Raw genomic sequence first — 22,676 nt, 5'->3', positions numbered from 1 at the left:
CGCGGGCGCTCAGCAGAAACAGGCGCAGGGCGGCGGTGGAGCTATGAGGGCGCCGGAGGTCGGTGGCCGGCCGATCTCGCTGCAGCAGGCGCGGGCCATGTTCGACCCGGGCCGATTTTACGGGATGCTGCGCGGTGCGGGGGTGCGAGGCTAGGTTCGTGGATCGTAGGTCTGGCCGTGCAGGGTAGACCTTGGCTGATAGGGACAAGCGGCGGCGTGGCGAGGCGATAATACCGCATAAAAGTGTCAGGAAATATCAAGTTTTTACCAGCATGACGGCTGGTCAGCCGTGCTAGGGAAGCTGATGATGCATTGGGCCGCCGTTGTCCTCGCCGCCTACGCCTTCGGCTTTGTCGAGTTTTGGCGCATGTGCGAAGCCGCGCCTCTCGCCCAAGAAGAAAATTCTTGACCTTGCTGCCTGACGTTCTTTGAGTTTGTAGGGCCTGATATACGGCTCAGTGTGGCTTTGCTCGAACTTTCTGACGTCGTTCAAACCTAACCACTATCTTTTGCCAGAGCCGGTCCGGCATCCAGTACATCCGGATTACCGCCATCGTGGTGGTCATCGAGGCACTGACCAAGCCAGCAAGGACAAGCAGCGTTCGACCAGGTGCCGGGTCGGGTTCGGCGTAGTCGTACCAGAGCGGATTGTCGTCCTGCATAGCTCGGATCCTTGAATGCGTGGACGGCGGCTACTTGCTGCCGCGCTGGGCCAGCACCGCCGGGATGGTGCGCAGCATGATCGCGATGTCCCGGCGCAGGCTCCAGCGGCTGGCATAGTCCAGATCCAGCGCCACCCGCTCTGCGTAGCTCGTGTCCGAGCGGCCCGACACCTGCCACAGCCCGGTCACCCCAGGCGGCACGGCAAAGCAGGTCTGGAACGCGCGGCCGTAGCGGGCGACCTCGGCCGGCACGATCGGGCGGGGCCCGACCAGGCTCATCTCGCCGCGCAGCACGTTCCAGAGTTGGGGTAGCTCGTCGAGCGAGGTCTTGCGCAGCACCTGCCCGATCGCGGTGATGCGCGGATCGTTGCTGAGCTTGTGCGTGGCGGCCCATTCGGCCCGGGCCCGCGGGTCGGCGGCCAGATGGGCGGCCAGCAACGCCTCGCCGTCGGTGACCATGGAGCGGAACTTGAGGCAGCCGAACGAGCGGCCGTCGCGGCCCAGGCGGATGTGGCGGAAGATCGGGGCCCGGCCGTCGCCGGCCCAGACCAGGAGGGCGATGAGCAGAAGCAGCGGCAGCAGCAGGAACAGGGCGGTGACAGCCACGCCGACGTCGAGGCCGCGCTTGGCCGCCCAGTTCAGGCGCAGGCCACGGGCGACGAAGGGCGTCTCCGGCGACAGAACATCGACCGCGGCGCCCGCCGCTTCGACCACTCGGCCAGAAGCCAGATCGACGACCTCAGCGATAGTGCCGGTATTGGGAGCGCGCTGCACTGCGATATCACCTCCGACATCTTGGTGCGTTGCAGCTCGCGTCATAGCTCATCTTCCCTGTGCACTGAGCAGATAAAGTTAATCTTAGATTGGTTAATAAATTCTTAATCTCGGATTTATGTAGATCACAAGACGCAGTCGAAATCTAGTGCTGTGGGCCAAAGCAGATTTTAGGTGGTTAATATTGCAGAGTACGTCGCTATTGCGGCTGCTCAGCCTTGCGAGGCTGCACCACGGGCAGCTACGTACGTATAAAGTACGTAGTCACGTCCGAAGCTGTGACGTGGTTTGCGCCGAGGGCGTTGGCTTCGCGCGTGCAGCGCACAAGCAGAAACAACTTCGTGGAGGCCGATACAAATGCGCTGGAGCAGAGCGCACCACCCTAGTCGCGAAGCGGATCAGGCCCTGCACATCACCTGCGCCTGCAGCCGTTCGGCCTCTTCTTGCCAAGCATCCCGCTCGTCCTGAACGGCTTCGATGCGGGCATGCAGGTGACCGGCGTCGATGGCCGTCTCCATCAGCATATCTTGGGCTGCGGCGAGCTGCTGGCGTAGTTCGGCATTCTCGGTCGCCAAGGCGAGGAGAAGGGCAGCCAGATCATCGCTCATCCAGGCTCCACGTCGCCGCGAGGCAGCGCGTCTAGCCGGGCTCAAGCTTGGCCGCAATCGCGTCCGATCATCGCGACTGCGCCGGCGAGGCCGCACCGTCGCCGAGGGGCATCGGACCCCGGTGCGGCCCTACCGTCGCTTGGGCTTCAGCCCTGCTTCTTGTTGGCCTTGTGATGGCCAACCGCGCAGCCTGCTGCAGCACCCATCTTCCCATGGCCTGCCATGTGGCCGGCGATGCCGCCGACAACAGCCCCCTTCAGACAGCCTTTAGCTTCCGCGGCAGTTCCTGCGAGTAACCCGAGGGCGAGAACAGAAGCAGCGAGGGTAAAATGCTTCATAGGATTTTCTCCTGTTGGATCGGCCGCTCAACAGGCTGAAGTTTCAAGACGTTCCACCGACCGGACCAGCTTCACTCAAGCGTGATGCACATATCACTGCTTAAGTTGTTGAGTTCTATGACTCGCGACACAACCTCGCGGCGTTCTGCCAGCGCTGCCACATGATCCACGATCGGCCAGAGCATCAGAGGCGGCGCTGGCGCACGCTGTTCCGGCGGAAGGCGCTCGGGGACCTGTTCGGTGGGCCCTACGCCTGACACGCGCGGTCAACATCGCCAACGGTTTCGGATCTGTTGCGCGAATGAAGCAGATGCTGCTCATCACACCAATTTATCGCCAAGCACAAGCAGATTTAAACGCTTTTACCGACTTACGTTAAGTGGTTTGGACGTTAGACGCAGTAGATATCATCGCCAATACATTCATTCTCTAGGTTGTAGCCGTGTCGATTTGCAATCTACGCGTTCCGCTTCTTCGCTGCGGTGCCCTCGCGCTCGTGCTGGGGATGGCTGCGCTCGGACCAGCCCAAGCCGGTCTCTCTAGCGCCATCCGCATCGTTCTGCAGAAGGGTCGGCACTACGATCCGACCGACCTGTTCCTGCACCGAGGCGATACGGTCACCCTGGTCAACGGTGACGACAACGCGGTCCATCACGCGTTCATCGAGGCTGACCGGTTCGCGTTCGACGCTGGCGATCAGGAGCCCGGCAAACAGGCCACGCTGACCCTTAAGGAGCCTGGCAACTTCATCATCCAGTGCGGCATCCACCCGAAGATGAAACTCACCCTCTACGTCGAGTAGCAGCACTGCCGGTGACGCTCGATTAACCAGAGTTTCCTACATGATCTGAGTGCCAATCCGTCGAGATAGGAATTCTACCGGTGCCGTTGTTCGACGCCGATCTCCGTGCCCTGATGACGGCCATCGACAGATCCCGAGCGCGGATCGAGTTCGCCCCTGACGGGACGGTGCTGGCCGCCAACACACTGTTCCTCGACCTGATGGGCTACACCCTCGCGGAGGTGAAAGGGCAGCATCACACCCTGTTCGTCCCCTCTGCCGAGCGTGACGGCGATGCGTACCGCGCGTTCTGGACGGCTCTGCGTCGTGGGGAGGCGCAGACCTGCGAGTTCAAGCGCGTCGACAAGGGCGGTCGCGCCGTCTGGATCCAGGCGACGTACAACCCCGTGCTCGACCGTGCCGGACGGGTCACGCGGATCGTCAAGTTCGCCACCGACATCACCGCGCAGGTGTTGCGCAACATCGATCACGATGGACAGCTCGATGCCTTGCACCGCTCGCAGGCGGTGATCGAGTTCGCCCTCGACGGCACCATCCTGGCCGCCAACCAGAACTTCCTCGATGCCGTCGGCTACCGCCTCGACGAGGTCCAAGGCCGTCACCACAGCCTGTTCGTAGATGCTGGCGAGCAGGCCGGCACAGCCTATCGGGAGTTCTGGGCGACGCTCGGCCGGGGTGAGTTCGCCTCAGGCGAGTTCCGCCGCATCGCCAAGGGTGGGCGCGAGATTTGGATCCAGGCGACCTACAACCCGATCCGTAATCGGGACGGCGTGCCGGTGAAGGTGGTGAAGTTCGCCACCGACATCACCGCACACAAGCTCCAGACCACCGATGCGGCGGGCCAGCTCGCGGCCGTCAACCGATCGCAGGCCGTGATACAGTTCGCCTCTGATGGCACGGTGCTCGACGCCAACCCGAACTTCCTTCAAGCGGTCGGTTACCGGATCGAGGACATCCGCGGACAGCACCACGCCATGTTCGTCGAGCCCGGCTACGCGCAGACGCCAGAGTATGCCGCCTTTTGGGATCGCCTACGCAACGGCGAGTTCTTCTCCGGCATGTTCCAACGCTTCGGCAAGGGCGGTCGCTCGGTCTGGATCCAGGCGAGCTACAACCCGATCTTCGACCCCAATGGCCGTCTGACCAAGATCGTGAAGTACGCCACCGACGTCACCGCCAACATGGCGGCGCGGTCCGTAGCGATCGAGGCGGCCGAGAAGACCCTCGACCACGTCCAGGCGGTGACGGACGCCGCCGAGACGATGAACGCGGCGGCCCAGGAGATCTCGCGCAGCATGGCGCAGTCGAAGACCGTCGTCGACGACATTCACGGACGTGCCGGCGAAGCGAATGCCGCCACGGAACGCCTGCAGGCTGCCGCCAGCGCCATGGGTGGCGTCGGCGCGGTGATCGCGGGTATCGCCCAGCAGATCAACCTGCTGGCCCTGAACGCGACGATCGAGGCCGCACGGGCTGGCGCAGCCGGCAAGGGCTTCGCGGTCGTTGCGACCGAGGTGAAGGAGTTGGCGGGTCAAGCCGCTAAGGCGACCCATCAGATCAGCGGTGAAGTCGCCGCGATGCAGGCTGTGTCGGGTGAGGTAGCCACAACCCTGGCGACCATCACCGCGGCGATCGACACGATCAGCGGGCACGTCGATGGCGTGAGCGGCTCGATGGACGAGCAGGCGCGCGCGACGGGTGAAATCCTGACCAGCATGCGACAGGCGGCTGGCGGTGTATCAAGTATCAGTACCAGCTTGGATGACTGGACTGTCGGCATGGAGGAACGGCGCAACGAGCGTAGGACGCGCGTGTTGTTGCCGGCCACCATCACCACGTCCGGCAGCGGCTCCATCGCGTGCTCCGTCCGTGACCTATCGGATGGCGGGGCGCGGCTGCATGTGCGCAGGCACGCTCAGGTCCCGGAACGGTTCGACTTGATCCTCGATGGAGACGGACGTCGGTTCAGCTGCGAGGTCCGACATCGCTCCGACGCCAGCGTCAACGTGCAGTTTCTGTCGTCCCTCCAGGGCGGGACGGCGCGCGTGGCGTGATAATGTAGCAAGAAGCCTGTTCGGCGGCCCCTACAAGATTAAAGGCATTGGCCGCCTCCTCACCGCTGTGGCGGCAGAGTAAACGAACGGTTCACCAACTCAGCGCAATTGCTTGGATCGCCTCGATCCTCTCGCGATGTGGCGACGTTCTACCGGCACACCCACCGGAGATACGCAGCCATGCTGATCCTCAATCCGCTGACCGGACAGATGGTCGAGGTGCGTGTTCCCCGGCCAGGGCCGACGACCGCCTGATCAACAACCGCCCTTCACGCGCGACCAGAGCCATGACCCTGTCCGACCTCGACAAGCCCGCCGAACTCACCGTGTGGCCCGGTCATACGCCGGCCCATGTCGCCGATGCTCGCAGCTTCTCGACGCTGCGCGCGGCTCTGGCTGCAGCAGCCGAGGCGATCGATGCGGAGGACGCGAAGCCCTGGATCATCACCGAGAGCGGTGACATTCTCGCGCCGGGCTGGATCCGGGCCAACACCGCCTCGTACCGCCTGCAATAATGGGCCGTGGGCCGGCGCTCGCGGTCTCCAGTCCCGCCGTATGGCGCCGACCCTCACGAGACCGCCTGGCCAAGGCTTCACGGGCGAGCTCCGGTGAACTGGACCGGATGCGCCTGTCGTCGCGTGCTTGCCCGCGCCGGACCGTTTGGTGTCGCGAACACCTCGGGCACGTATGCGGGAAGGATGGGCGCTGTAGCAGCTGCGCGGAGCGATGTCGCCGCATCGGCCTGACAGCAGCTCCCGGCATCAGCGCGACTGCGCCAGTGAGGCCGCACCGAGGCCCGCCGTCTCAAGACGACCTCGGTGCTGCTCTCCGGGCGCTTGGTTAGGTTAGGGCGTTGCCTTGTATACGAGCCAAGGCAGTCCCTGCGGCTTCTGCCAATGCCTCCAGACGATAAACCGTACCCTCGTCTACGCTGACGAAGGAGCACCAATACGCCCCCAGCGCGGCGACCGGCTCGGGCGATCCGATTGGCACCATCACGAGACTGCGCATCGAGGTATGACGGTAGGCGGCAGCTGGCAGCCGCGGATCGGCCTCAATATCCGGTATGATTGCCGTCTTGCCGTTGAGCATCGCCCAGCCCGAGATACAGGCATCGAGCGGGAAGCGGTTCCCTTGCCACAAGTATCCAATCGCATCCTCGGCGACGTAGTGGCAGCGGTCGCCCTCTCGCAGCACAACGGCGATGCCGTCAGAGCTGGCGATCTGCCGCGCTGTATCGCGCAGGATCGTCACGACCTCATCCAGGGACCAGGCCGCATCGAGCCTACGGTTGACCCGGGCGAGCGTTTGATCAGCCTGGAAATGATCCTCTGACATCCGCCTAAGATACAGGATCAGCGTTCAGGGGTCCACGTCAGGGGCATCGGCGATCCGCAACGACCACGCCACATGTCCGTTCGCGTCAACGAGGTAGAGCGCGTTCGCCTTCAGGTTGGACATGTTCAGTTCGACGGCCTTGGCCAGAACGACAGCATCGGCCGCGTCTTTAGCCGTGATGACCTCTTCGTAGACCGGGGCACTTAGCAACCCATCGGGCGCCCGTAGGGCCACACAGAATCGATAATCTCGCATCGTTCGTCAGATCGTCCGGTTGCATGTGGTCACGACATAGCCCGAACCCCCCGTAACGGACCCGCGGCAGAATCCCCCCTTGGCACGCCGCGAGCCCGAACCGCCGCTTGTCGGCAGCGTTTCTTCGGCTCTGCTGGCCTCGATTTCCCCAGATCTGGAACTTCAGTAGGCGTGCTGGTTACGCTTTTGACCCCTCCCCCTTGAGAGGTGGGGCCGTGATGACTCTCCCTTCGCGAAGGGGATGGTGAACCGCCACCCCCTTTCCGCGTCAGCCGGATCCAAGCCAACCATTCCGGGCTGATGATGCGGACCACGTTCGTGTCGTTGCGGAAGCCGGTGATCTGGCGCTCCTCGACGCTCAGGAGCCCGAACTGCCGCGCCTCTCGGATCGCGTTCTTCACGGTCGAACGGCACACCCCGGCCACCGCGGCCATGTTCTCGATCGACAGCCGGGAGTCCTTCCGGCGCGCCGTCTCGGCGGCCACGAGGGCCAGCACGGCTTGCTCGGCCAGGGTAAAGCGGGCCGCAATAGCCGGAGGGAGCCTGCCAGAGGCCGCCCAGCGGCGACGGCGCTCCATTGAGGCATCCGTGCGCGGGCGCGAGCCGACGCCAGCCCTTCTGGGGCTTCCTGCGCGGTCCTGGGTCATCCTCTGATTTTCGGAGGATGCCGAAATACCCTCAGGCCGGGCATTTGAGCCCCCCGGATCGGGGGAGCGCAAATACGACACCATGTCGCTTTTGGTCTGCCGAGCCTCGATCAAGCCGGACAGGCTCTCGGCCTCAGCCTCCGTGATCTTCCCGTCCCCATAGGCGCGCCAGAGCGCAGCCGTGACAGCCGGTAGGGTGAGTCGGGTGGCCGCGTCGATCGCTCGGCGGATCTCGTCTGCAAACACGTGTCCTGGCCCTTATCCACAGGGCCACAGGGGGACGATCGGCGGCGCACGCTGTGCGCTCCGTTCAAGACAAGCCGGTATCGTTGCCAGACCCGAGGTTCTGACTTGACGCCCGAGGGCGCTTCATGGCTTGTGGGGATTGGAAAAGGGCCCCACAGGCCATCTCGATTTCGAAGGCCTCACCCTGCCAGGGGTGGGGCCTTTGGCTTTTCAGGGTCCTACTGCGGCGATCGTCTCCTGAATTGCCGGCTTTCGACTCGCTAAGGCGAGCCCGGCCGGAATAGCTCATGTCGGCCGGGCGGCACGGTTAAGTCAACGTCAGGGAATGATCAGCGCGACCATGCACGGCAGACTTCCGACCGTCGCCGACCTGCGCAGGGCCGGCCGCATCAGCAGCCACGAGATCGTCGCGGCGATCGACCTGTTCATGCGAGACTCAACGGCCGGCCCTTACCGCTTTGCCAGCGGCTACAGCCTCGACATCGCCGCGCTCGTTGCCTCGTCGATCAGCCCCGCCGAGGTCGCGAACCGAGCGGGTCCGCAGGAGAAGACGTTCCGCACCGCTGTCGCGGCGATCGTCATGGCGGCACATCCGACTCCACCGTGATCCGTTCGGGTTCGATGTCGAGGGCAAGAGGTTGAACAGCGCCCGGTGCACATCCCTTCACAGACCGTAAACATACAGACGATATCACAGACCTGTGAGCCTGGATTGGCGCAGGATCCGTGCGATGCCTCAGCTGCTGCAACGCTTCATCCTTGACGGGACCGGTGCCACCGCGATCGAGTACGGCATGATTGCTGCTCTGATCGCCGTCGTGATCATCGCCGCTCTCAGACTAGTGGGGTCGAGACTCGCCGCGAAGTTCACTGCCATCGCCGGCAACCTCAACTAATCGACGCAGCCGCCAGGCTTAACGAGTACGTTGCCCAACGGTACATTGAAAGGCGATGCACAAGCTTCCCCCTACCAGCCTATACCGGCTGCAGATGCTCGCTCAGACCGGCCCGCGCTTCTACCAGGTCAGCGTCTACATGCGGCGCCTGGAAACGCTGGGCTTGGTCATCGCCACCGGACGAACCGATCCGGCCGCCGACAGCGTCGAGTACAGCATCACCGATGCCGGGCAAGCCGAGTTGGTGGAGCGCTACGGGGCTGCTGCACCGTCCAGGAAGCCCGTCGAGTCATAGCACGGCCCCGCCCCGATCGGCTCACGGGGCGGGGCCAGCTCTGCGGCAGAGCCGATAAGCAACGCGGCTCAGGGGCAGGATGCGCGCAGCCAGTTATCGAGCCGTCGGCGAGTCGGCCCAAGAGACGTCCCGAACCGGGATCGTGTCCGATAAGCGCGCCAGACGTGAGTATCGAGAAAGGTCGATGATGAGTGAGGTGGACTGCGACTTCGAGCACTCTCCGCTATCCGGCCCCGTCACGCGGGATGGCGAGACGGTCGAGATCGAGATCTATCGCTTCCCAGGCTCGCCGGAGTGTTGGCGCATGGAGGTTGTGCACACCTCCGGCTGCATCCGATGGGACACCACTTTTGCGACCGATACGGATGCACGTGCCGCCTTCGAAGCGATGCTGGAGGCGGTTGGCATAGCGTCGTTCGTCGGCATTCGACCCAAGGCGTGGAACTGATTGCGGACCCGCAGCACCGGAGAAGCCGCTGCGACGAACCCATTTCTTACTCCGAACGCCCTCTGAAACGCTGGCACGCCACGGTGCGGTTGCAGTTCGATGAACTGGGCGGCATCGGTGCCGTATGATCCGGTCCGAACTTGTCGCCCGCATCGCGGAGCAGAACCCGCACCTCTACGCCAAGGATGTCGAGGCGGTGGTCGACGTCATCCTCGATCGCATCGCCGCCGCGCTGGCGGACGGCAACCGTGTCGAACTGCGCGACTTCGGCACGTTCGCTACGCGGGAGATGCGCCCCCGCATGGGTCGCAACCCGCGCACGGGCCAGAGCGTCGTCGTCGTGGCCAAGCGGAACGTCCAGTTCAAGCCGGGTAAGGCCATGCGGGCGCGGCTGAACCTCAGAGAAGGCGTTCGGGACCATGCTGTCCGCCACAATCATAGCTGCCCAGACACCGCTGTGATCCTTTGCCGCCCGGCTCCGCCCCGATCCGCATAGCGGCGAGGATGCGTCGAGCCTTCAGCTCATCCTCAGTGGATCTTGGTGCCCCGGGGCCGTTGGGGAACGCCCGCTTCCTCGCGCAGTGAAGCCGCGAGTTGGCAACCAAGCTCGTGTAGGAGGGCCTCGATCAGCGGACGGAGCCGAACCGACTTGCCCGCGTCCAAGCTGCGGATCAGCTCGCAGATCTCGATCGCTCGCTGAGCGATGCGGTCCAAGACAGCGCCCGGCGTCTCGTAGGTCGTGAGGAAACGTGACGGACCATCGATCTCTCCATCGGTCCGACTATCGGTCACGTCGATGACGATCCCACGCCCATGCATCCCACCGTTCGGGCCCCGCTCGTAGTGGCCACGGGCGAGTACCCAGCGCACGACGCCGGGCGTAGGCAGAATGCGGTGTTCCCACACGAACAAGCCGCCGTCCTCGCGCACGCTGCGGCGAAGCTCCGGGTCTTGGACGACGTCCTCGGGATGGAAGATCGACATGAGTTGCGCCCGTGAGATCCCCTCACTGGCCTCCGCGGCAGACAGTCCAAACATTTGAGCCATCACCGCATCGCATCGGACGCGATCCGTACCGACGTTCTCCTCCCACAAGCCGATGTTGAGCGTCGTCAGCGGTAGCGATGCGGGAGATAGCGTGTTCTGCGACGACCGACGCGGCATGAGCGAAGATGCCTTTCGTAATCTTGAGAAGCCGCATCACCACAACTTTTAGTGACGTTTCAATCGGAAAATCAATCATAAGATGGGAAAAACGCTAGGCCTATGATAGGTGGGTGCGGCAAAAACGACTGTCGAAGATATCTGCCTCCGTCAGTCGACACCATCTCTGTCAGTCGGTGCCATCAAAGTGGGGATCTCGCGCTTCCCGGGTCGGTATGCTGCGGCATGCAATTTTCTGAGCAACCTTGAGCAGGAGCGTTCGGCTTAGAGTCTTCATCTCCTGTGTGCCGTGCTCCTCGATAAGGCGATGAGCGGCGATGATTGCTTCGGCAACGGCATCCAGATCACGGCTAAGATCCACGATGTTTTCCTTCCACCCTAGGATAAAAAAATGTAATTTTTTTACATAAAGCTCTTTTACCGCTATCATTGTATATATTTTACTGTTCTACAACCTAATTTACAATGCTAAGGTGCATCTGTACCTGACCATACACGCTTGAGCGATGCGAGAAACCGCATGGATATGCCGACGCCGGATGCGCCCGCCACCGGTACCGATACTGATGATCACCCGATCCTTGTCCGGATCGCGGGGTTGCTCGACTGCGCCCCGGCCAGCTTCTACGAAGCCGCCCCGACGAGCCAGCCGAAAGACACCTCGCAGCTGATCCAGACGTGGCTCGCGATCAGTTCGCCGGAAGGTCGTGGCGCGGTGTTCGCGTTCGCCAGGGAGGTCCTACGCGCGGAAAAAATTAGGTCTTATGCCCTAAAAGATACGAACGCGGCACAGTGATCTGACGTCTAGCAGTATATGTAAAATATTTACATAACTCACTCGTCGTTTAAGTAGGTTGCTAAACTAAGGAAATCACAATAGCTCCAGCGCGTCGCTGGCTCGATCCGGGCGCTGGCGCTTGAGGGACGATATGCGCTCTTGCCCTCCGCGCGAGAGTCGTCGTGGCAGACCTCAGGCAGGCCGACCTGCGCAACCGCCTCTTGCGCGCACTCGCGCCGGAGGATTTCGCCGCACTGCTGCCCGCCCTGCGCCCCGGGGCAATGGCTCTCAAACAGGTGCTCATCTCGGCCAACACACCGGTCGAGACCGTCCACTTCGTGGAGGCGGGCATCGTCTCCGTCACCAGCGACGCGCCGAGCGGTCGCGTCGAGATCGGGCTGCTCGGGCGCGAGGCCGCAGTCGGCGTCCTCCCCATCCTACTCGAGGACGACCGCAGCCCGCACACGCACTTCGTGCAGATGGCCGGGCGCGTGCAGTCGATCGACGTGCACGCGCTGCGCGTGATGATGGAGGCGCGCCCCGCGCTTCGTCGTGTCCTGTGCCGATACGTCCGGGCCCAACATATTCAAACCGCCCAGACGGCCTTCGCAAACGCCAAGGGCAGCACGGCGATGCGTCTCGCCCGCTGGCTGTTGATGTGCCAGGACCGGAGCGACCGCGATGAGATCACGGTCACGCAAGAGTTCATGTCGCTGATGCTGGGCGTCGAGCGGCCTGGCGTGACGACCGCATTGCGAGCGTTGCAGCGAGATGAATTGGTCACCAAGCGCCGTGGCGTCGTCCAGATCATCGACCGCGACGGCCTGCTCGACCGCGCGGGGGACACCTACGGTCTAGCCGAGATCGAGTACGCCCGGCTGATCGAGGGGAATACCGCTCCGGAACTCTGATCCAGCTGTGCGACAGGCGTCATGTCGCTGGTTCATCCGCCAGTTCGCGTAGGCATTCCAGTGCTCGGCGCCGGCCATCGGCGGTCTTGATCCTGTCCCATAGCCGCAGGCACTGACCCACCTCGACGAAGCGTCCTGCGGCCTCATGGCCGGTAAAGAAGCTGTCCACCGGGATACCGAGGCAGGCAGCTATCACATGCAGCCTCACCATGGGGGCGCCTGTCAGATCGTCCATGCTCACCTCCCCTAGAGGCCGTGTGCGTCGTCAGCCTCAAACATGCGCCTCCCGGGACGGAATGTAAAAAGCTTACATTTTAGGGTCTTCGTAGGATCGCCCGCACATCCGCGTCGTGCTCGGGCTCGGGGATCCCCGGCAGCATGGCGGCTATCCGCTCGTGCAGCGCCAGCCATCGCCACATCAGGCGCAACAGCCGGTCATCAGCGAAGCCCTGGCCCCGCCGAACCTCGACGTTCATCCGAAGGTCGAGGAGCTGTAGTCGCGACACCCTGATCGACGCTGCGGTCTTCCGCGAATGGCTGGTCAGCATGGGCCGTCGCACGTCTTTCGAACACGTCGCGCACCTGTTCTGCGAGCTGTACCTGAAGCTGCAATCGGTGGGCTTGGCTGGCGATCACCGCTGCCCGCTGCCGATCACACAGACCGATCTCGCCGACGCGCTGGGTCTCACGCCCGTGCACATCAACCGCGTGCTGCAGGGGATGCGCGGCCGGACCCTGAGCACGCTCCGGCCACGTCTCTCCCTCCCCCGCAGAGGGGGGAGGGAGAGACGTGGAACCGTGGATACGACCCCCTACTTCACCAGCGCGTAGATATTCACGTCGAGATTGTCGTCGGTGCCGTCCTTGAGGTCGGTGGCGTATTCCTCGACGAAGCGGTCCTGCACCACGATGTCCTTGGCATCGAGGTAGGCGGTCAACGTCTCGTAGGTGCTGTCGATCGACTCGTAGGAGCCCCTATGGGCGAAGCGCAGCGCCTTGCCGGAGGGCGTCGTGCCGAAGCGCAGCCCGTCCGGCTCGGCGGGCACGGGGTTCGGCGCGGCCGCCACCGGGATCATCGCCTCGAACTCGAAGCCATCGTCGTCGGTGCGGGTGAAGACCGCGAGCGGCCGGCCCGCCGGCGCGACGCCGAGCTTGGCAAGATCCGCCTCGATCCGCGCGAAGGCCTGCTTGAGGTTTACGACCGCCTCCTCCCACTTCGTCTTGCCGGTGACGATGGCGGCCGGCTTGGCGGGCAGCGTCACTTCGTCGACATCGCCCGGCTCGCCGGGCTTGTCGATCAGGGTCGGGCGTGCGGGCGTCCCAACGGCGCTCTGACCGGCCGGCGGCGGCGCTACCGCCTGCTCGGGCGCCGGCGCCGGGCTCTTGCCCGGATCGGGCGCCGGGTTCGGAGCCGTGGTGGTCGGCAACGGGTTCGTCTGGGCCGGGGACGGTGCGGTCGAGGGTGGTGGAGCCGGCTGCTGGGCGGCCAGCGGGCCGACACCGAGCATGAGACCGACGGACAGGATTGCAAGCGGACGAAGGCGGATCACGATGGGCGCTCCGGACGGGGCCCAGCGGATGGTCCGGGCTTTCCACCACATAGGGTAGCGACGATCGGGATCGCCCGCGAGTGCGACGTGCATCAGTGCTGCGCAAGAGGGTCGCGCAGGAGGGTCGCGGATGCGGCGCATCTGCCACGACGGCAGGCCACTCGCGCCGACCCGTCGGTTTTGCCATATAGCCGGCCAACCCCTTCCAGCTGCGGGACCGCATGAGCGCACTCGCCCACAGACGCTTCCTGAAGATGCACGGCGCCGGCAACGCCATCGTGGTGCTGGACCTGCGCGGCGCGAGCGCGCGGGTCCAGCCCGGTGAGGCGCGGGCGATCGCCCAGGATCCCGCCTCGTCCTTCGATCAAATGATGGTGCTGCACGATCCCGTGAGCCCCGGCACGGACGCGTTCCTGCGGATCTACAACACCGACGGCTCGGAATCCGGTGCCTGCGGCAACGGCACGCGCTGCGTCGCCTATGCGATGCTCGACGATCCGGCCATGGCCCGCCCCGCCGAGGGGGGCCGGCTGACGCTGGAGACCCAGGCCGGCCTCCTCGGCGTGCGCCGGGTGTCGGAGCGCGCCTTCACGGTCGATATGGGCCGGCCGAAGCTTGCGTGGGACGAGATTCCCCTGTCGGAGCCGTTTCCCGATACGCGGCGGATCGAGTTGCAGATCGGGCCGATCGACGATCCGGTCCTGCACTCGCCGGCCGTGGTGAATATGGGCAACCCGCACGCGGTGTTCTTCGTCGAGGCCGACCCCGAGACCTTCGATCTCGGCCGGATCGGACCCATGCTGGAGAACCACCCGCTCTTTCCCGAGCGGGCCAACATCTCGATCGCCCAGGTGACGGACCGCGAGATGATCAAGCTGCGGGTCTGGGAACGCGGCGCCGGGCTGACGCTCGCCTGCGGCACCGCCGCCTGCGCGACCGTGGTGGCGGCCTCCCGGCTGCGGATGATCGGCCGGCAGGCGCAGGTCGCGCTGCCCGGCGGCGAATTGTTCGTGGAGTGGCGGGCTGACGACCACGTCCTGATGACCGGCCCCGTCGCCCTCGTGGCCGAGGGGACGCTCGCGCCGGAATTGTTCTCCGGCCTCGCCTGATGGGCGTCGAGACCCTCACCTTCGGCTGCCGGCTCAACATCGTGGAGTCGGAGGCCCTGCGGGTCCATGCCGGCGCCGACGGGCGCGACCGGATCGTGGTGAACACCTGCGCGGTCACCGCCGAGGCCGGTCGGCAGGCGCGCAAGGCGATCCGCCGGATCGCACGCGAGCAACCGGGGGCCGAGATCGTCGTCACCGGCTGCGGCGCCGAGGTCGAGACCGAACTTTACGCAGCCATGCCCGAGGTGGGGCGCCTCGTCGGCAACGGCGAGAAGCTGCGGCCGGAGGGCTGGTCGGCCGCGGGGACCGGGCCGGGGGCCGTCATGGCGGTGCGCGCGGCCGATACGACCCGGATCGCAGCCGTCGCCGGGCATACGCGGGCCTTCGTGCCGGTGCAGAATGGCTGCGATCACCGTTGCACCTTCTGCGTGATCCCGTTCGGCCGCGGCCCGTCGCGCTCGGTGCCGGTCGCCGCGGTGATCGCGCAGGTCGAGACGATCGTGGCGCATGGCGGCCGCGAGGTCGTGCTGACCGGCGTCGATCTCACGGCCTATGGCCGGGACCTGTCGGGTTCGTCCCTCTCCCTCGGTGCTCTGGTGCGGGCGATCCTCCGGGCGGTGCCGGACCTCGCGCGCCTGCGCCTGTCCTCGATCGATTCCGTGGAGGCGGACGCGGCCCTGCTGGCGGCTCTGGCCGAGGAGGAGCGGCTGATGCCGCACCTGCACCTGTCGCTTCAGGCCGGCGACGACCTGATCCTCAAGCGGATGAAGCGCCGGCACAGCCGCGCCGATGCGATCCGCTTCTGCGAGGCGGCGCGGCGGCTGCGCCCCGACCTCGTGTTCGGTGCGGACCTGATCGCGGGCTTCCCCACCGAGACCGAGGACCAGTTCGCGCGCTCCCTCGACCTCGTAGCCGCGTGCGGCCTGACGCATCTGCACGTCTTCCCGTACTCGCCCCGGCCCGGGACGCCGGCGGCCCGGATGCCGCCCGTGGCGCAAGGGGCGATCCGCGAGCGGGCGGCGCGGCTGCGGGAGGCGGGGGCGGAGGCGGTTCGGCGGCACCTCGACGCGCAGGTCGGGCGGGACCTGACCGTGCTCGCCGAGCGCGGCGGGATGGGACGCGCCGAGGATTTCACGCCGGTGCGGCTGGCGGCAGATACGGAGCCTGGCACCATGTGCGCGGTCGCCATCGCGGCTCATGACGGCGCACGGCTCATCGCGATCTGAAGGCCCATCGCGGCGACCGCCGCGGCGATGTGGGCCGGCGGCGGCGCCGTCACCGTGATGGCCTCACGTTTCGGATAGAGCGGGATCGACAACGTCCGCGCATGGAGATGCAGGGCGCTCCCGCGCGGAGCCGCCCCGTAGATCGCGTCGCCGAGGATCGGCCATCCGGAAGCCGCGCAATGCACGCGGAGCTGGTGGGTGCGGCCGGTGACCGGCTTCAGTTCGAGCCACGTGCGCCCGTCCGCTCGGCCGAGGACGCGCCAATGCGTCAGCGCGGGGTCGCCGGCGGGATCGGCCTTCATCCACCACGAGCGCGGATCGTCCGAGCGGCGGGCGAGCGGCAGGTCGATGCGTCCCGCCTCCTCGGCGGGGCTGCCCTCGACCAGAGCCCAGTAAGTCTTGTCCACCGCGCTGCCGGCGAAGAGCTTGCCCAGCCGGGCCAGCGCCTTGGCGTGGCGCCCGAGGGCAAGGCAGCCCGACGTGTCGCGGTCGAGCCGGTGCGCGGCCTCGGGCCGGCGCGGCAGGCCGAACCGCAGGGCGTCGAGATGGTCGGTCAGCGTCTCGCCGCCGCGCGGGCCGGGATGAACCGGAAGACCCGGCGGCTTGTCGATGACGAGCAGAAGGGCATCGCGGTAGAGCAGGCGCGCGCCTATGTCGAAGGCGTTGGACATCGGGATCGGCTAGAGGGTTGATCCCGGATCGGCAAGGTAGGGCGAGGACGCGACGACATGGCGAGCGAGGAGAAGCCCGGCTGGTTCGGACGCCTGTTCGGGCGGAAGGGCCACGACGCGGCCGAGGAGAAGCCCCAGGACACCACGGAGCCGACGTCCGAGGAGAAGCCCGAGGCGGACCTCCCCGCGGAGGCGGCCTCGCCCTCCGAAGGCCAGCCCGACTTCGCCACCGGGGCGGAGGATGTCGCGACCATTCCGCTGCCGCCGGAGGAGACCGGGGAGCCGGTCGCCGACGTCGTCGAGGGAGCGGACCTCCTGCCGATCGAAGGCGAGCCGGAGCGTCCGCCCGCCGGTACGGCCGGCGACGATCCGGCCCATGGCGCCGACCCGGTCGACACGGGGGATGCGAACCGCGAACCGGTGATCGCGCCGCAGCCCGACATCCAACCGGTCGATTCCGCGGCGGCTTTGGCCCACGATGCCGGCGCCGGACCGGACCGCGAGCCGGAAGCCAAGGGGTGGTGGACCCGCCTCACGTCCGGGATGAAGCGGACCTCCTCGGCGTTGTCCGAGCGGGTGACGGGCCTGTTCACCAAGCGCAAGCTCGACGCCACGACCCTGGAAGACCTGGAGGACGCCCTGATCCAGGCCGATTTCGGCCTGGAGACCGCGATGCGGATCTCGGAAGCCGTGGGCAAGGGCCGCTACGAGAAGGGCATCTCGCCCGACGAGGTGCGGGCGATCCTGGCCACCGAGGTGGAGCGGGCGCTCGAACCCGTGGCGGTGCCGCTGGCAATCGATGCCGGGAACAAGCCGTTCGTGATCCTCACCGTCGGGGTGAACGGTGCCGGCAAGACCACCACGCTCGGCAAGCTCGCCTCGAAGCTGCGGGCGGAGGGCCGCACCGTGATGCTGGCGGCGGGCGACACGTTCCGGGCGGCGGCGATCGACCAGCTCAAGGTCTGGGGCGCGCGCACCGGCACGCCGGTGGTGAGCGGCGCTCAAGGGGCGGACGCGGCCGGCCTCGCCTTCGATGCGCTGAAGCAGGCCCAGGCCGCCGGGACCGACGTGCTGCTGATCGACACCGCCGGCCGGCTCCAGAACAAGACCGGGTTGATGGCCGAGCTGGAAAAGATCGTGCGCGTCCTGCGCAAGCAGGATCCGGACGCCCCGCACGCCACGCTCCTCGTCCTCGACGCGACGGTCGGCCAGAACGCGATCAGCCAAGTGGAGCTGTTCTCGCAGGCGGCGCCGGTCTCGGGACTCGTGATGACGAAGCTCGACGGCACCGCCCGGGGCGGCATCCTGGTGGCGCTGGCGGCCAAGTTCGGCCTGCCGGTGCATTTCATCGGCGTCGGCGAGGGCGTGGAGGATCTGGAGCCCTTCGCGGCCCGGGATTTCGCCCGGGCGATCGCCGGGTTGGAGAAGGATTAGGTCGCGGCCCGCAGGACATCAGCCGGCCGGACACCGCCGCTACGCTGGGACCCGCGTCAGTCCCGGGCGAGCTGCGCCCGGCCGATCGCGAAGACCCGCCCGTCGCCGAGGAGGTGCGCGTTGAAGCCCTTCGGGAACAGCCCCTCGATCGCCTTGTCGCGGACGTTCAGGCCGCCAGCATAGGCGCCGAAGGCGGGCATCACGAGGCGGCTGCCGTCGGTGACGAAGCAGCGGCGACGCACCGCCCGGCCGCGCATCGCGACCTTGCCGCAGGGATGAAGGTGGCCGGCGATCTCGCCGGGCGCCGCCCCGGGGCTCGGCTCGTGGCGCAGGAGGAGGCCACCGAGCGTCAGCGCGTCGGCGTAGCGGCCGCCGACGCCCTCGCTGACCGCGGCGTCGTGGTTCCCGGCGATCCAGACCCAGTCCCGGCCGTCCTGCAGCGCCGCCACCATGGCGCGGTCGCCCGGCTCCATGCGCTCGGGCCCCCGCGCATCGTGGAACGAATCGCCCAGCGCGACCACCCGGGCGGGATCGTGGCGGATCACCGCCTCGTGCAGGCAGGCCAGGGTCTCGCGGGTGTCGTAGGGCGGCAGGAACTGGCCGGACCGGACCGCATAGGAGGAGCCCTTCTCCAGATGGAGATCGGACACGATCAGCGTCCGGTGGTCCGGCAGCCAGAGGCCGCCGCACAGGTCGAGCACCAGGGTCTCGCCCGCGAGCTGAAGGGTCGGGTGCTTGGAAGTCTTCTCGAGTCTCAGGCCGGCCGCCAAGATCGCATCCTCGTCGTCGGGGGAGGGCGGATCGACGGTCAGGACAGGGCCTCTTGAAGAAGCTCCGCCTCGGCCTCGGCCAGGATCTCGTCGGCGCCCTCGCCGTAGACCCGCTCGCGCCCGATCTCGAGCATCACGGATACGGAGAGCGGCGAGACCCGGTCGAGAGACCTGTGGATGATTCGCCCCTGGATGCGCTCTAGCATCATGCCGAGGCGCCTCACGTCGAGGAGTCCGGTTGCCGCATCCTGCCGCGCCGCCCGCAGCAGCAGGTGGTCGGGCTGGTGCTTGCGCAGCACGTCGTAGATCAGATCGGTCGAGATCGTGACCTGCCGGCCGGATTTTTTTTGTCCCGGATGATGGCGCTCGATCAGCCCGGCAATCACCGCGCATTGCCGGAAGGTGCGCTTCATCATCGCCGATTCGTCGAGCCAGGCCTCCAGATCGTCGCCCAGCATGTCGACCGCGAACAGGTCGCCGATGAAGTCCGGATCGAGGGCGGCACGCTCGGCGACGTCGCGGGTCGTCCAGATCGCGATGCCGTAATCGTTGGCCGCGAAACCGAGCGGCCGCAGGCCATCGCGCTCCAGCCTGCGGGTCAGCAGCATGCCGAGCGTCTGGTGGGCGAGACGGCCCTCGAACGGGAAGGCGGTCAGGTAGTGGCGCTTGCCCCGCGGAAACGTCTCGACCAGCAGGTCGCGCTCGCCCGGCAGGACCGAGCGGCGGCGCTGCTGCTGCAGGTACGCGCCGATCTGCTCCGGAAGCCGGTCCCATTCGAACGGATCGGCGATCAGCGCCCGGACCCGCGCGGCCAGGGAGGTCGAGAGCGGGAACTTCGAGCCGGCATAGGACGGGATCGCCGGATCGGTGTCGGGCGGGGCGCGGGTCACGAGGCACTCATCCTCGGCGAGTCCCTCGAAGCGCAGGGTCTCGCCCGCGAACAGGAAGGTGTCGCCGACGGTGAGCGTCTCGGCGAACTCGTCCTCGATCTCGCCGAGCACCCGGCCGCTCTTGGGCAGGACCGTGCCGGGTTTTCCGCGCAAGGTACGCCCCAGACGGACACGTACCCGCGCCGCCTCGACGATCGTCCCGACATTCATCCGATAGGCCTGCGCGGTCCGGGCATCGCGCACCCGCCAGAGCCCGTCGGGCCCCCGCAGGATCTTGGCGAAGCGCTCGTAGGCGCGCAGCGCGTAGCCGCCGGTGGCGACGTAATCGACCACCTGCTCGAAGGATTCCCAGGTGAGGTCCGCATAGGGTGCCGCCGAGACGATCTCGTCGTAGAAGTCGAGGGGGTCGAAGGCGTCCGCGCAAGCCATGCCGAGGACGTGCTGGGCGAGCACGTCGAGGGCGCCCAGACGGGCATCGGGGGTGTCCTGCGCGGCCTCCTCCACGGCGTTGAGCGCCGCCTGACATTCCAGCATCTCGAAGCGATTGCCGGGGACGAGATAGGCCTTCGATGGCTCGTCCATCCGGTGGTTGGCGCGGCCGATCCGCTGCATGATCCGGCTCGCGCCCTTCGGCGCGCCGACATTGACCACGAGATCCACGTCCCCCCAGTCGATGCCGAGGTCGAGGGTCGCGGTGCAGACGATCGCGCGCAGCTGCCCCGCCGCCATGGCGGCCTCGACCCGGCGGCGCTGCTGCGCGTCGAGCGAACCGTGGTGGATCGCGATCGGCAGCGCATCCTCGTTGAGCCGCCACAGCTCCCGGAACGTGTACTCGGCCTGGAGGCGCGTGTTCACGAAGACCAGCGTGGTGCGGTGCTCCTTGATCAGCGCATAGATCGCCGGCATCGAGTGCCAGGCGGTGTGGCCGGAGATCGGCAGCGCCCGGCCGAGGTCGAGCATGCGCAGATCCGCCTTGGCGCCGCCCGCCACGGTGACGAGGTCGGCCATGGGGGGCGCCCCTCTCTCTCCCCCCTCTGCGGGGGAGGGTGGGCCGGCCGTAAGGCCGGGTCGGGAGAGGGGAGCGCGGCTTCCGGACGAGATGCGACCAGTATGCAGGCCGGCGCTTTCTCCTGAATCGTCGCGCTGCCCCTCTCCCCCCCTGCTGCGCAGGGTACCCTCCCCCGCGGAGGGGGGAGGGAGGGGCTGGTTCTGCGGCACCAGATACTTCCGCAATTCATCCGGCTCGCGCACCGTCGCGGAGAGCCCGACCGCCGCGAGTCCCGGGCTCAGCCGGTGCAGCCGGGCCATCGCCAGCGACAGCAGATCGCCGCGCTTCGACGTCACGAGCGCGTGCAATTCGTCCAGCACCACGCAGCGTAACCCCGAAAAGAACTCAGCCGCCTCGCGATGGGCAATCAGCAGCGCCAGCTGCTCGGGCGTGGTCAGCAGGATGTCGGGCGGCCGGCTGATCTGACGGGTGCGCTTGTGGGCCGGCGTGTCGCCGGTGCGGGTCTCGACGCGCACCGGTAGATCCATCTCGGCGATCGGCGCATCGAGGTTGCGGGCGATGTCGACCGCCAGCGCCTTCAGCGGCGAGACGTAGAGGGTGTGGAGCCCCTTGGGCTTCAACGTCTGCGGCCTGCGTTCCGCGAGGGCGACGAGGCTCGGCAGGAACCCCGCGAGCGTCTTGCCGGCCCCGGTCGGCGCCACCAGCAGGGCCGAGCGGCCGGCCCCGGCGATCCGCAGGAGATCGAGCTGGTGCGGCCGGGGGGCCCAGCCGCGCGCGGAAAACCACGCCCGGAACCGCTCCGGCAGGATCTCCGCCGGGTCGCTCAGGCGAGCGCCATCAGGAAGCGGTCGATCAACTCCAGGGCCTGCTCACTGATCGGGCTCGGATAGCGGGCGAAGACGTGGCAGCCGCCGGGATAGATCGCCGTGTGGCCGCCATTCCCCGCCGCCGCCCAGCGCGCCGACATGTACAGCGTATCGTCAAGCAGAGGATCCCTGGTGCCGATCGTGAACAAAGCGGGCGGGAGTCCCTTCAGCTCGGCATAGATCGGCGACACGTCCGGCCGGCGGCGGTCGATCCCCTCGCGGACATAATCATCGGCGAACCGCGTCAGGTCGCGGGTGTTCACGACCAAGCGCTCCTCGCCCCAGTTGCGCACCGAGGGGGTGAGACCGAGGTCGAAGAACCCGGCATTGAGGTTGGCGCCACGGAAGGCCCGCGTCAGGTTGTGCTTGTCGCGCAGCCGCAGCAGCACCATCACGGCGAGCTGAGCGCCCACCGATTCACCCCCGATGGTCAGGGCGTTGATGCCGAATTCGGCCTTGCCGGGCCCGGCAAGCCAGAGAGCCGCCGCCTCGCAGTCGAGGAGGGCGGCCGGGTAGGGATGCTCGGGGGCCAAACGGTATTCCACCGACAGCGCGACGAACCCGCAGGCATCGGCGATCCGCTCCAGCCAGGGATCCTGCTCGTCGGCCGCACCCCAGACCCAGCCGCCCCGGTGGATGTGCAGGTAGGCCCCGCGCAGCTTGGTGCCCGCCTTGGGTTTGATCACGCGGATCTTGAGCGGACCGCCGGGCCCGTCGATCGTCAGCCACTCGGCTCGGGCGCTCTGCGGCATCGCGGGCGCGGCCTTCGTACCGGCCCGACGGCGCGCGCGCACCTCCGCGATCGACAGCGACCAGGGATCGGGCAAGGCCGCGTGGGCGGCCACGATCTCGGCATTCAGCCGGGTGATCTCGGGATCGATCGTCGCCGGGTCGAACAGGGCGTGGTCGATCATCGTGCGTCTGGTCCCGTCGGC

Annotated in this window: 30 protein-coding genes; 14 read left to right on the top strand and 16 right to left on the bottom strand. The window is 66.8% G+C overall.

All coding sequences use genetic code 11. The annotated features are described in order from the left end of the window. Positions 1–455: 455 nt before the first annotated feature. The 4 genes from MKK63_RS22560 to MKK63_RS22545 form a co-directional block, all read right to left on the bottom strand. A complete protein-coding gene (locus MKK63_RS22560; protein ID WP_244005785.1) occupies positions 456–662 on the bottom strand; it encodes a hypothetical protein in 207 nt (68 codons plus the stop codon). 30 nt (positions 663–692) lie between these two features. Next, positions 693–1,436 carry a sugar transferase gene (locus MKK63_RS22555; protein WP_409564544.1) on the bottom strand — a complete coding sequence of 248 codons (744 nt, stop codon included), beginning with the start codon at positions 1,434–1,436 and terminating at the stop codon, positions 693–695. A 398-nt stretch (positions 1,437–1,834) separates the two neighbouring features. Then, entirely contained in the window at positions 1,835–2,044 is a 210-nt protein-coding gene (locus MKK63_RS22550; protein WP_244005783.1) for a hypothetical protein, read from the bottom strand. A gap of 146 nt (positions 2,045–2,190) precedes the next feature. Continuing rightward, complete coding sequence (locus tag MKK63_RS22545) at positions 2,191–2,382, bottom strand: hypothetical protein (protein WP_244005781.1); 192 nt, start codon at positions 2,380–2,382, stop codon at positions 2,191–2,193. 505 nt (positions 2,383–2,887) lie between these two features. Here MKK63_RS22545 and MKK63_RS22540 point away from each other — a divergent pair. The 3 genes from MKK63_RS22540 (at position 2,888) to MKK63_RS22530 (ending at position 5,753) form a co-directional block, all read left to right on the top strand. Next, positions 2,888–3,184, top strand: a complete 297-nt coding sequence (locus tag MKK63_RS22540) for a hypothetical protein (protein WP_244005779.1) — start codon at positions 2,888–2,890, stop codon at positions 3,182–3,184. A 113-nt stretch (positions 3,185–3,297) separates the two neighbouring features. After that, the gene (locus MKK63_RS22535) at positions 3,298–5,238 is read left to right on the top strand and encodes a PAS domain-containing protein (RefSeq protein WP_244005796.1); all 1,941 of its coding nucleotides are present in this window, start codon (positions 3,298–3,300) and stop codon (positions 5,236–5,238) included. A gap of 287 nt (positions 5,239–5,525) precedes the next feature. Further along, positions 5,526–5,753 carry a hypothetical protein gene (locus MKK63_RS22530; RefSeq protein WP_091722396.1) on the top strand — a complete coding sequence of 76 codons (228 nt, stop codon included), beginning with the start codon at positions 5,526–5,528 and terminating at the stop codon, positions 5,751–5,753. A 325-nt stretch (positions 5,754–6,078) separates the two neighbouring features. Here MKK63_RS22530 and MKK63_RS22525 read toward each other — a convergent pair whose 3' ends face one another. Genes MKK63_RS22525 through MKK63_RS22515 form a run of 3 tightly spaced genes read right to left on the bottom strand, consistent with a single transcriptional unit; the run spans position 6,079 to position 7,724 of the window. Then, complete coding sequence (locus MKK63_RS22525; RefSeq protein ID WP_244005777.1) at positions 6,079–6,576, bottom strand: GAF domain-containing protein; 498 nt, start codon at positions 6,574–6,576, stop codon at positions 6,079–6,081. 24 nt (positions 6,577–6,600) lie between these two features. Then, a complete protein-coding gene (locus MKK63_RS22520; RefSeq protein ID WP_244005775.1) occupies positions 6,601–6,810 on the bottom strand; it encodes a hypothetical protein in 210 nt (69 codons plus the stop codon). A 50-nt stretch (positions 6,811–6,860) separates the two neighbouring features. Beyond that, positions 6,861–7,724, bottom strand: coding sequence for a helix-turn-helix domain-containing protein (locus tag MKK63_RS22515; RefSeq protein WP_244005773.1), 864 nt, complete (start codon positions 7,722–7,724; stop codon positions 6,861–6,863). Between the two features lie 325 nt (positions 7,725–8,049). On the opposite strand from MKK63_RS22515, the gene MKK63_RS22510 reads away from it, so the two are divergent. From MKK63_RS22510 to MKK63_RS22490, 5 genes are all read left to right on the top strand, one after another. Beyond that, on the top strand, positions 8,050–8,331 hold the full coding sequence (locus MKK63_RS22510; RefSeq protein WP_244005771.1) for a hypothetical protein: 282 nt from the start codon (positions 8,050–8,052) through the stop codon (positions 8,329–8,331). Between the two features lie 124 nt (positions 8,332–8,455). Continuing rightward, positions 8,456–8,620 carry a Flp family type IVb pilin gene (locus tag MKK63_RS22505; RefSeq protein ID WP_244005769.1) on the top strand — a complete coding sequence of 55 codons (165 nt, stop codon included), beginning with the start codon at positions 8,456–8,458 and terminating at the stop codon, positions 8,618–8,620. Positions 8,621–8,675: 55 nt separating this feature from the next. Then, entirely contained in the window at positions 8,676–8,915 is a 240-nt protein-coding gene (locus MKK63_RS22500; RefSeq protein WP_244005767.1) for a hypothetical protein, read from the top strand. 184 nt (positions 8,916–9,099) lie between these two features. After that, positions 9,100–9,363 carry a hypothetical protein gene (locus tag MKK63_RS22495; protein ID WP_244005765.1) on the top strand — a complete coding sequence of 88 codons (264 nt, stop codon included), beginning with the start codon at positions 9,100–9,102 and terminating at the stop codon, positions 9,361–9,363. Between the two features lie 124 nt (positions 9,364–9,487). Beyond that, positions 9,488–9,859, top strand: coding sequence for an HU family DNA-binding protein (locus MKK63_RS22490; protein WP_244005763.1), 372 nt, complete (start codon positions 9,488–9,490; stop codon positions 9,857–9,859). Between the two features lie 32 nt (positions 9,860–9,891). On the opposite strand, the gene MKK63_RS22485 is transcribed toward MKK63_RS22490, so the two are convergent. Continuing rightward, on the bottom strand, positions 9,892–10,527 hold the full coding sequence (locus tag MKK63_RS22485) for a PAS domain-containing protein (RefSeq protein WP_279574805.1): 636 nt from the start codon (positions 10,525–10,527) through the stop codon (positions 9,892–9,894). Positions 10,528–10,696: 169 nt separating this feature from the next. Beyond that, positions 10,697–10,957, bottom strand: a complete 261-nt coding sequence (locus MKK63_RS22480; RefSeq protein WP_244005761.1) for a hypothetical protein — start codon at positions 10,955–10,957, stop codon at positions 10,697–10,699. A 90-nt stretch (positions 10,958–11,047) separates the two neighbouring features. Between MKK63_RS22480 and MKK63_RS22475 the strand changes: the two genes are divergently transcribed. Together MKK63_RS22475 and MKK63_RS22470 are read left to right on the top strand one after the other, a co-directional pair. After that, on the top strand, positions 11,048–11,323 hold the full coding sequence (locus tag MKK63_RS22475; protein ID WP_244005759.1) for a hypothetical protein: 276 nt from the start codon (positions 11,048–11,050) through the stop codon (positions 11,321–11,323). 203 nt (positions 11,324–11,526) lie between these two features. Next, entirely contained in the window at positions 11,527–12,216 is a 690-nt protein-coding gene (locus MKK63_RS22470; RefSeq protein WP_244005757.1) for a Crp/Fnr family transcriptional regulator, read from the top strand. Positions 12,217–12,235: 19 nt separating this feature from the next. Here the strand turns inward: MKK63_RS22470 and MKK63_RS22465 are convergent, their stop codons facing one another. Further along, the gene (locus MKK63_RS22465; RefSeq protein ID WP_244005754.1) at positions 12,236–12,451 is read right to left on the bottom strand and encodes a hypothetical protein; all 216 of its coding nucleotides are present in this window, start codon (positions 12,449–12,451) and stop codon (positions 12,236–12,238) included. 79 nt (positions 12,452–12,530) lie between these two features. Then, complete coding sequence (locus MKK63_RS22460; RefSeq protein ID WP_244005800.1) at positions 12,531–12,692, bottom strand: hypothetical protein; 162 nt, start codon at positions 12,690–12,692, stop codon at positions 12,531–12,533. 70 nt (positions 12,693–12,762) lie between these two features. On the opposite strand from MKK63_RS22460, the gene MKK63_RS22455 reads away from it, so the two are divergent. Further along, positions 12,763–13,047, top strand: a complete 285-nt coding sequence (locus MKK63_RS22455; protein ID WP_313901789.1) for a helix-turn-helix domain-containing protein — start codon at positions 12,763–12,765, stop codon at positions 13,045–13,047. Here the strand turns inward: MKK63_RS22455 and MKK63_RS22450 are convergent. After that, on the bottom strand, positions 13,029–13,766 hold the full coding sequence (locus MKK63_RS22450) for a GyrI-like domain-containing protein (protein ID WP_244005752.1): 738 nt from the start codon (positions 13,764–13,766) through the stop codon (positions 13,029–13,031). The genes MKK63_RS22455 and MKK63_RS22450 overlap by 19 nt on opposite strands. Positions 13,767–13,987: 221 nt before the next feature. Here MKK63_RS22450 and dapF point away from each other — a divergent pair, with 221 nt between their 5' ends. Together dapF and mtaB are read left to right on the top strand one after the other, a co-directional pair. Beyond that, positions 13,988–14,875 carry a diaminopimelate epimerase gene (dapF, locus tag MKK63_RS22445; RefSeq protein WP_244005750.1) on the top strand — a complete coding sequence of 296 codons (888 nt, stop codon included), beginning with the start codon at positions 13,988–13,990 and terminating at the stop codon, positions 14,873–14,875. Continuing rightward, a complete protein-coding gene (mtaB, locus tag MKK63_RS22440) occupies positions 14,875–16,101 on the top strand; it encodes a tRNA (N(6)-L-threonylcarbamoyladenosine(37)-C(2))-methylthiotransferase MtaB (RefSeq protein WP_244005748.1) in 1,227 nt (408 codons plus the stop codon). The genes dapF and mtaB overlap by 1 nt, the downstream gene beginning before the upstream one ends. On the opposite strand, the gene MKK63_RS22435 is transcribed toward mtaB, so the two are convergent. Next, a complete protein-coding gene (locus tag MKK63_RS22435) occupies positions 16,071–16,772 on the bottom strand; it encodes an RluA family pseudouridine synthase (protein WP_244005746.1) in 702 nt (233 codons plus the stop codon). The genes mtaB and MKK63_RS22435 overlap by 31 nt on opposite strands. 57 nt (positions 16,773–16,829) lie before the next feature. Here MKK63_RS22435 and ftsY point away from each other — a divergent pair, with 57 nt between their 5' ends. Next, entirely contained in the window at positions 16,830–18,206 is a 1,377-nt protein-coding gene (ftsY, locus tag MKK63_RS22430; protein WP_244005744.1) for a signal recognition particle-docking protein FtsY, read from the top strand. A gap of 56 nt (positions 18,207–18,262) precedes the next feature. Here the strand turns inward: ftsY and pdeM are convergent, their stop codons facing one another. The 3 genes from pdeM to MKK63_RS22415 are packed head-to-tail and all read right to left on the bottom strand — an operon-like array spanning position 18,263 to position 22,655. Continuing rightward, on the bottom strand, positions 18,263–18,976 hold the full coding sequence (gene pdeM / locus MKK63_RS22425; RefSeq protein ID WP_244005741.1) for a ligase-associated DNA damage response endonuclease PdeM: 714 nt from the start codon (positions 18,974–18,976) through the stop codon (positions 18,263–18,265). A gap of 38 nt (positions 18,977–19,014) precedes the next feature. Beyond that, entirely contained in the window at positions 19,015–21,702 is a 2,688-nt protein-coding gene (locus MKK63_RS22420) for a ligase-associated DNA damage response DEXH box helicase (RefSeq protein ID WP_279574808.1), read from the bottom strand. Continuing rightward, positions 21,699–22,655: an alpha/beta hydrolase gene (locus MKK63_RS22415; protein ID WP_244005737.1), complete on the bottom strand. Its 957-nt coding sequence runs from the start codon at positions 22,653–22,655 to the stop codon at positions 21,699–21,701. Before MKK63_RS22415 ends, MKK63_RS22420 begins: the two co-directional genes overlap by 4 nt. Positions 22,656–22,676 lie beyond the last annotated feature (21 nt).

This window comes from Methylobacterium sp. J-088 (assembly GCF_022829295.1).
Taxonomy (GTDB): Bacteria; Pseudomonadota; Alphaproteobacteria; order Rhizobiales; family Beijerinckiaceae; genus Methylobacterium.
Note: the sequence above shows the minus strand (reverse complement) of the source record. Positions and strands in the feature narration are given on the sequence as shown.

What these genes read in the sequence shown, in the direction of transcription:
- MKK63_RS22560 (WP_244005785.1), bottom strand. Translation starts at nt 662, where the DNA reads ATGCAGGACGACAATCCGCTCTGGTACGACTACGCCGAACCCGACCCG.
- MKK63_RS22550 (WP_244005783.1), bottom strand. Translation starts at nt 2,044, where the DNA reads ATGAGCGATGATCTGGCTGCCCTTCTCCTCGCCTTGGCGACCGAGAAT.
- MKK63_RS22545 (WP_244005781.1), bottom strand. Translation starts at nt 2,382, where the DNA reads ATGAAGCATTTTACCCTCGCTGCTTCTGTTCTCGCCCTCGGGTTACTC.
- MKK63_RS22540 (WP_244005779.1), top strand. Translation starts at nt 2,888, where the DNA reads ATGGCTGCGCTCGGACCAGCCCAAGCCGGTCTCTCTAGCGCCATCCGC.
- MKK63_RS22535 (WP_244005796.1), top strand. Translation starts at nt 3,298, where the DNA reads ATGACGGCCATCGACAGATCCCGAGCGCGGATCGAGTTCGCCCCTGAC.
- MKK63_RS22530 (WP_091722396.1), top strand. Translation starts at nt 5,526, where the DNA reads ATGACCCTGTCCGACCTCGACAAGCCCGCCGAACTCACCGTGTGGCCC.
- MKK63_RS22525 (WP_244005777.1), bottom strand. Translation starts at nt 6,576, where the DNA reads ATGTCAGAGGATCATTTCCAGGCTGATCAAACGCTCGCCCGGGTCAAC.
- MKK63_RS22510 (WP_244005771.1), top strand. Translation starts at nt 8,050, where the DNA reads ATGATCAGCGCGACCATGCACGGCAGACTTCCGACCGTCGCCGACCTG.
- MKK63_RS22505 (WP_244005769.1), top strand. Translation starts at nt 8,456, where the DNA reads ATGCCTCAGCTGCTGCAACGCTTCATCCTTGACGGGACCGGTGCCACC.
- MKK63_RS22500 (WP_244005767.1), top strand. Translation starts at nt 8,676, where the DNA reads ATGCACAAGCTTCCCCCTACCAGCCTATACCGGCTGCAGATGCTCGCT.
- MKK63_RS22495 (WP_244005765.1), top strand. Translation starts at nt 9,100, where the DNA reads ATGATGAGTGAGGTGGACTGCGACTTCGAGCACTCTCCGCTATCCGGC.
- MKK63_RS22490 (WP_244005763.1), top strand. Translation starts at nt 9,488, where the DNA reads ATGATCCGGTCCGAACTTGTCGCCCGCATCGCGGAGCAGAACCCGCAC.
- MKK63_RS22485 (WP_279574805.1), bottom strand. Translation starts at nt 10,527, where the DNA reads ATGCCGCGTCGGTCGTCGCAGAACACGCTATCTCCCGCATCGCTACCG.
- MKK63_RS22480 (WP_244005761.1), bottom strand. Translation starts at nt 10,957, where the DNA reads ATGATAGCGGTAAAAGAGCTTTATGTAAAAAAATTACATTTTTTTATC.
- MKK63_RS22475 (WP_244005759.1), top strand. Translation starts at nt 11,048, where the DNA reads ATGGATATGCCGACGCCGGATGCGCCCGCCACCGGTACCGATACTGAT.
- MKK63_RS22465 (WP_244005754.1), bottom strand. Translation starts at nt 12,451, where the DNA reads ATGGACGATCTGACAGGCGCCCCCATGGTGAGGCTGCATGTGATAGCT.
- MKK63_RS22460 (WP_244005800.1), bottom strand. Translation starts at nt 12,692, where the DNA reads ATGAACGTCGAGGTTCGGCGGGGCCAGGGCTTCGCTGATGACCGGCTG.
- MKK63_RS22455 (WP_313901789.1), top strand. Translation starts at nt 12,763, where the DNA reads ATGGGCCGTCGCACGTCTTTCGAACACGTCGCGCACCTGTTCTGCGAG.
- dapF (WP_244005750.1), top strand. Translation starts at nt 13,988, where the DNA reads ATGAGCGCACTCGCCCACAGACGCTTCCTGAAGATGCACGGCGCCGGC.
- mtaB (WP_244005748.1), top strand. Translation starts at nt 14,875, where the DNA reads ATGGGCGTCGAGACCCTCACCTTCGGCTGCCGGCTCAACATCGTGGAG.
- MKK63_RS22435 (WP_244005746.1), bottom strand. Translation starts at nt 16,772, where the DNA reads ATGTCCAACGCCTTCGACATAGGCGCGCGCCTGCTCTACCGCGATGCC.
- ftsY (WP_244005744.1), top strand. Translation starts at nt 16,830, where the DNA reads ATGGCGAGCGAGGAGAAGCCCGGCTGGTTCGGACGCCTGTTCGGGCGG.
- MKK63_RS22415 (WP_244005737.1), bottom strand. Translation starts at nt 22,655, where the DNA reads ATGATCGACCACGCCCTGTTCGACCCGGCGACGATCGATCCCGAGATC.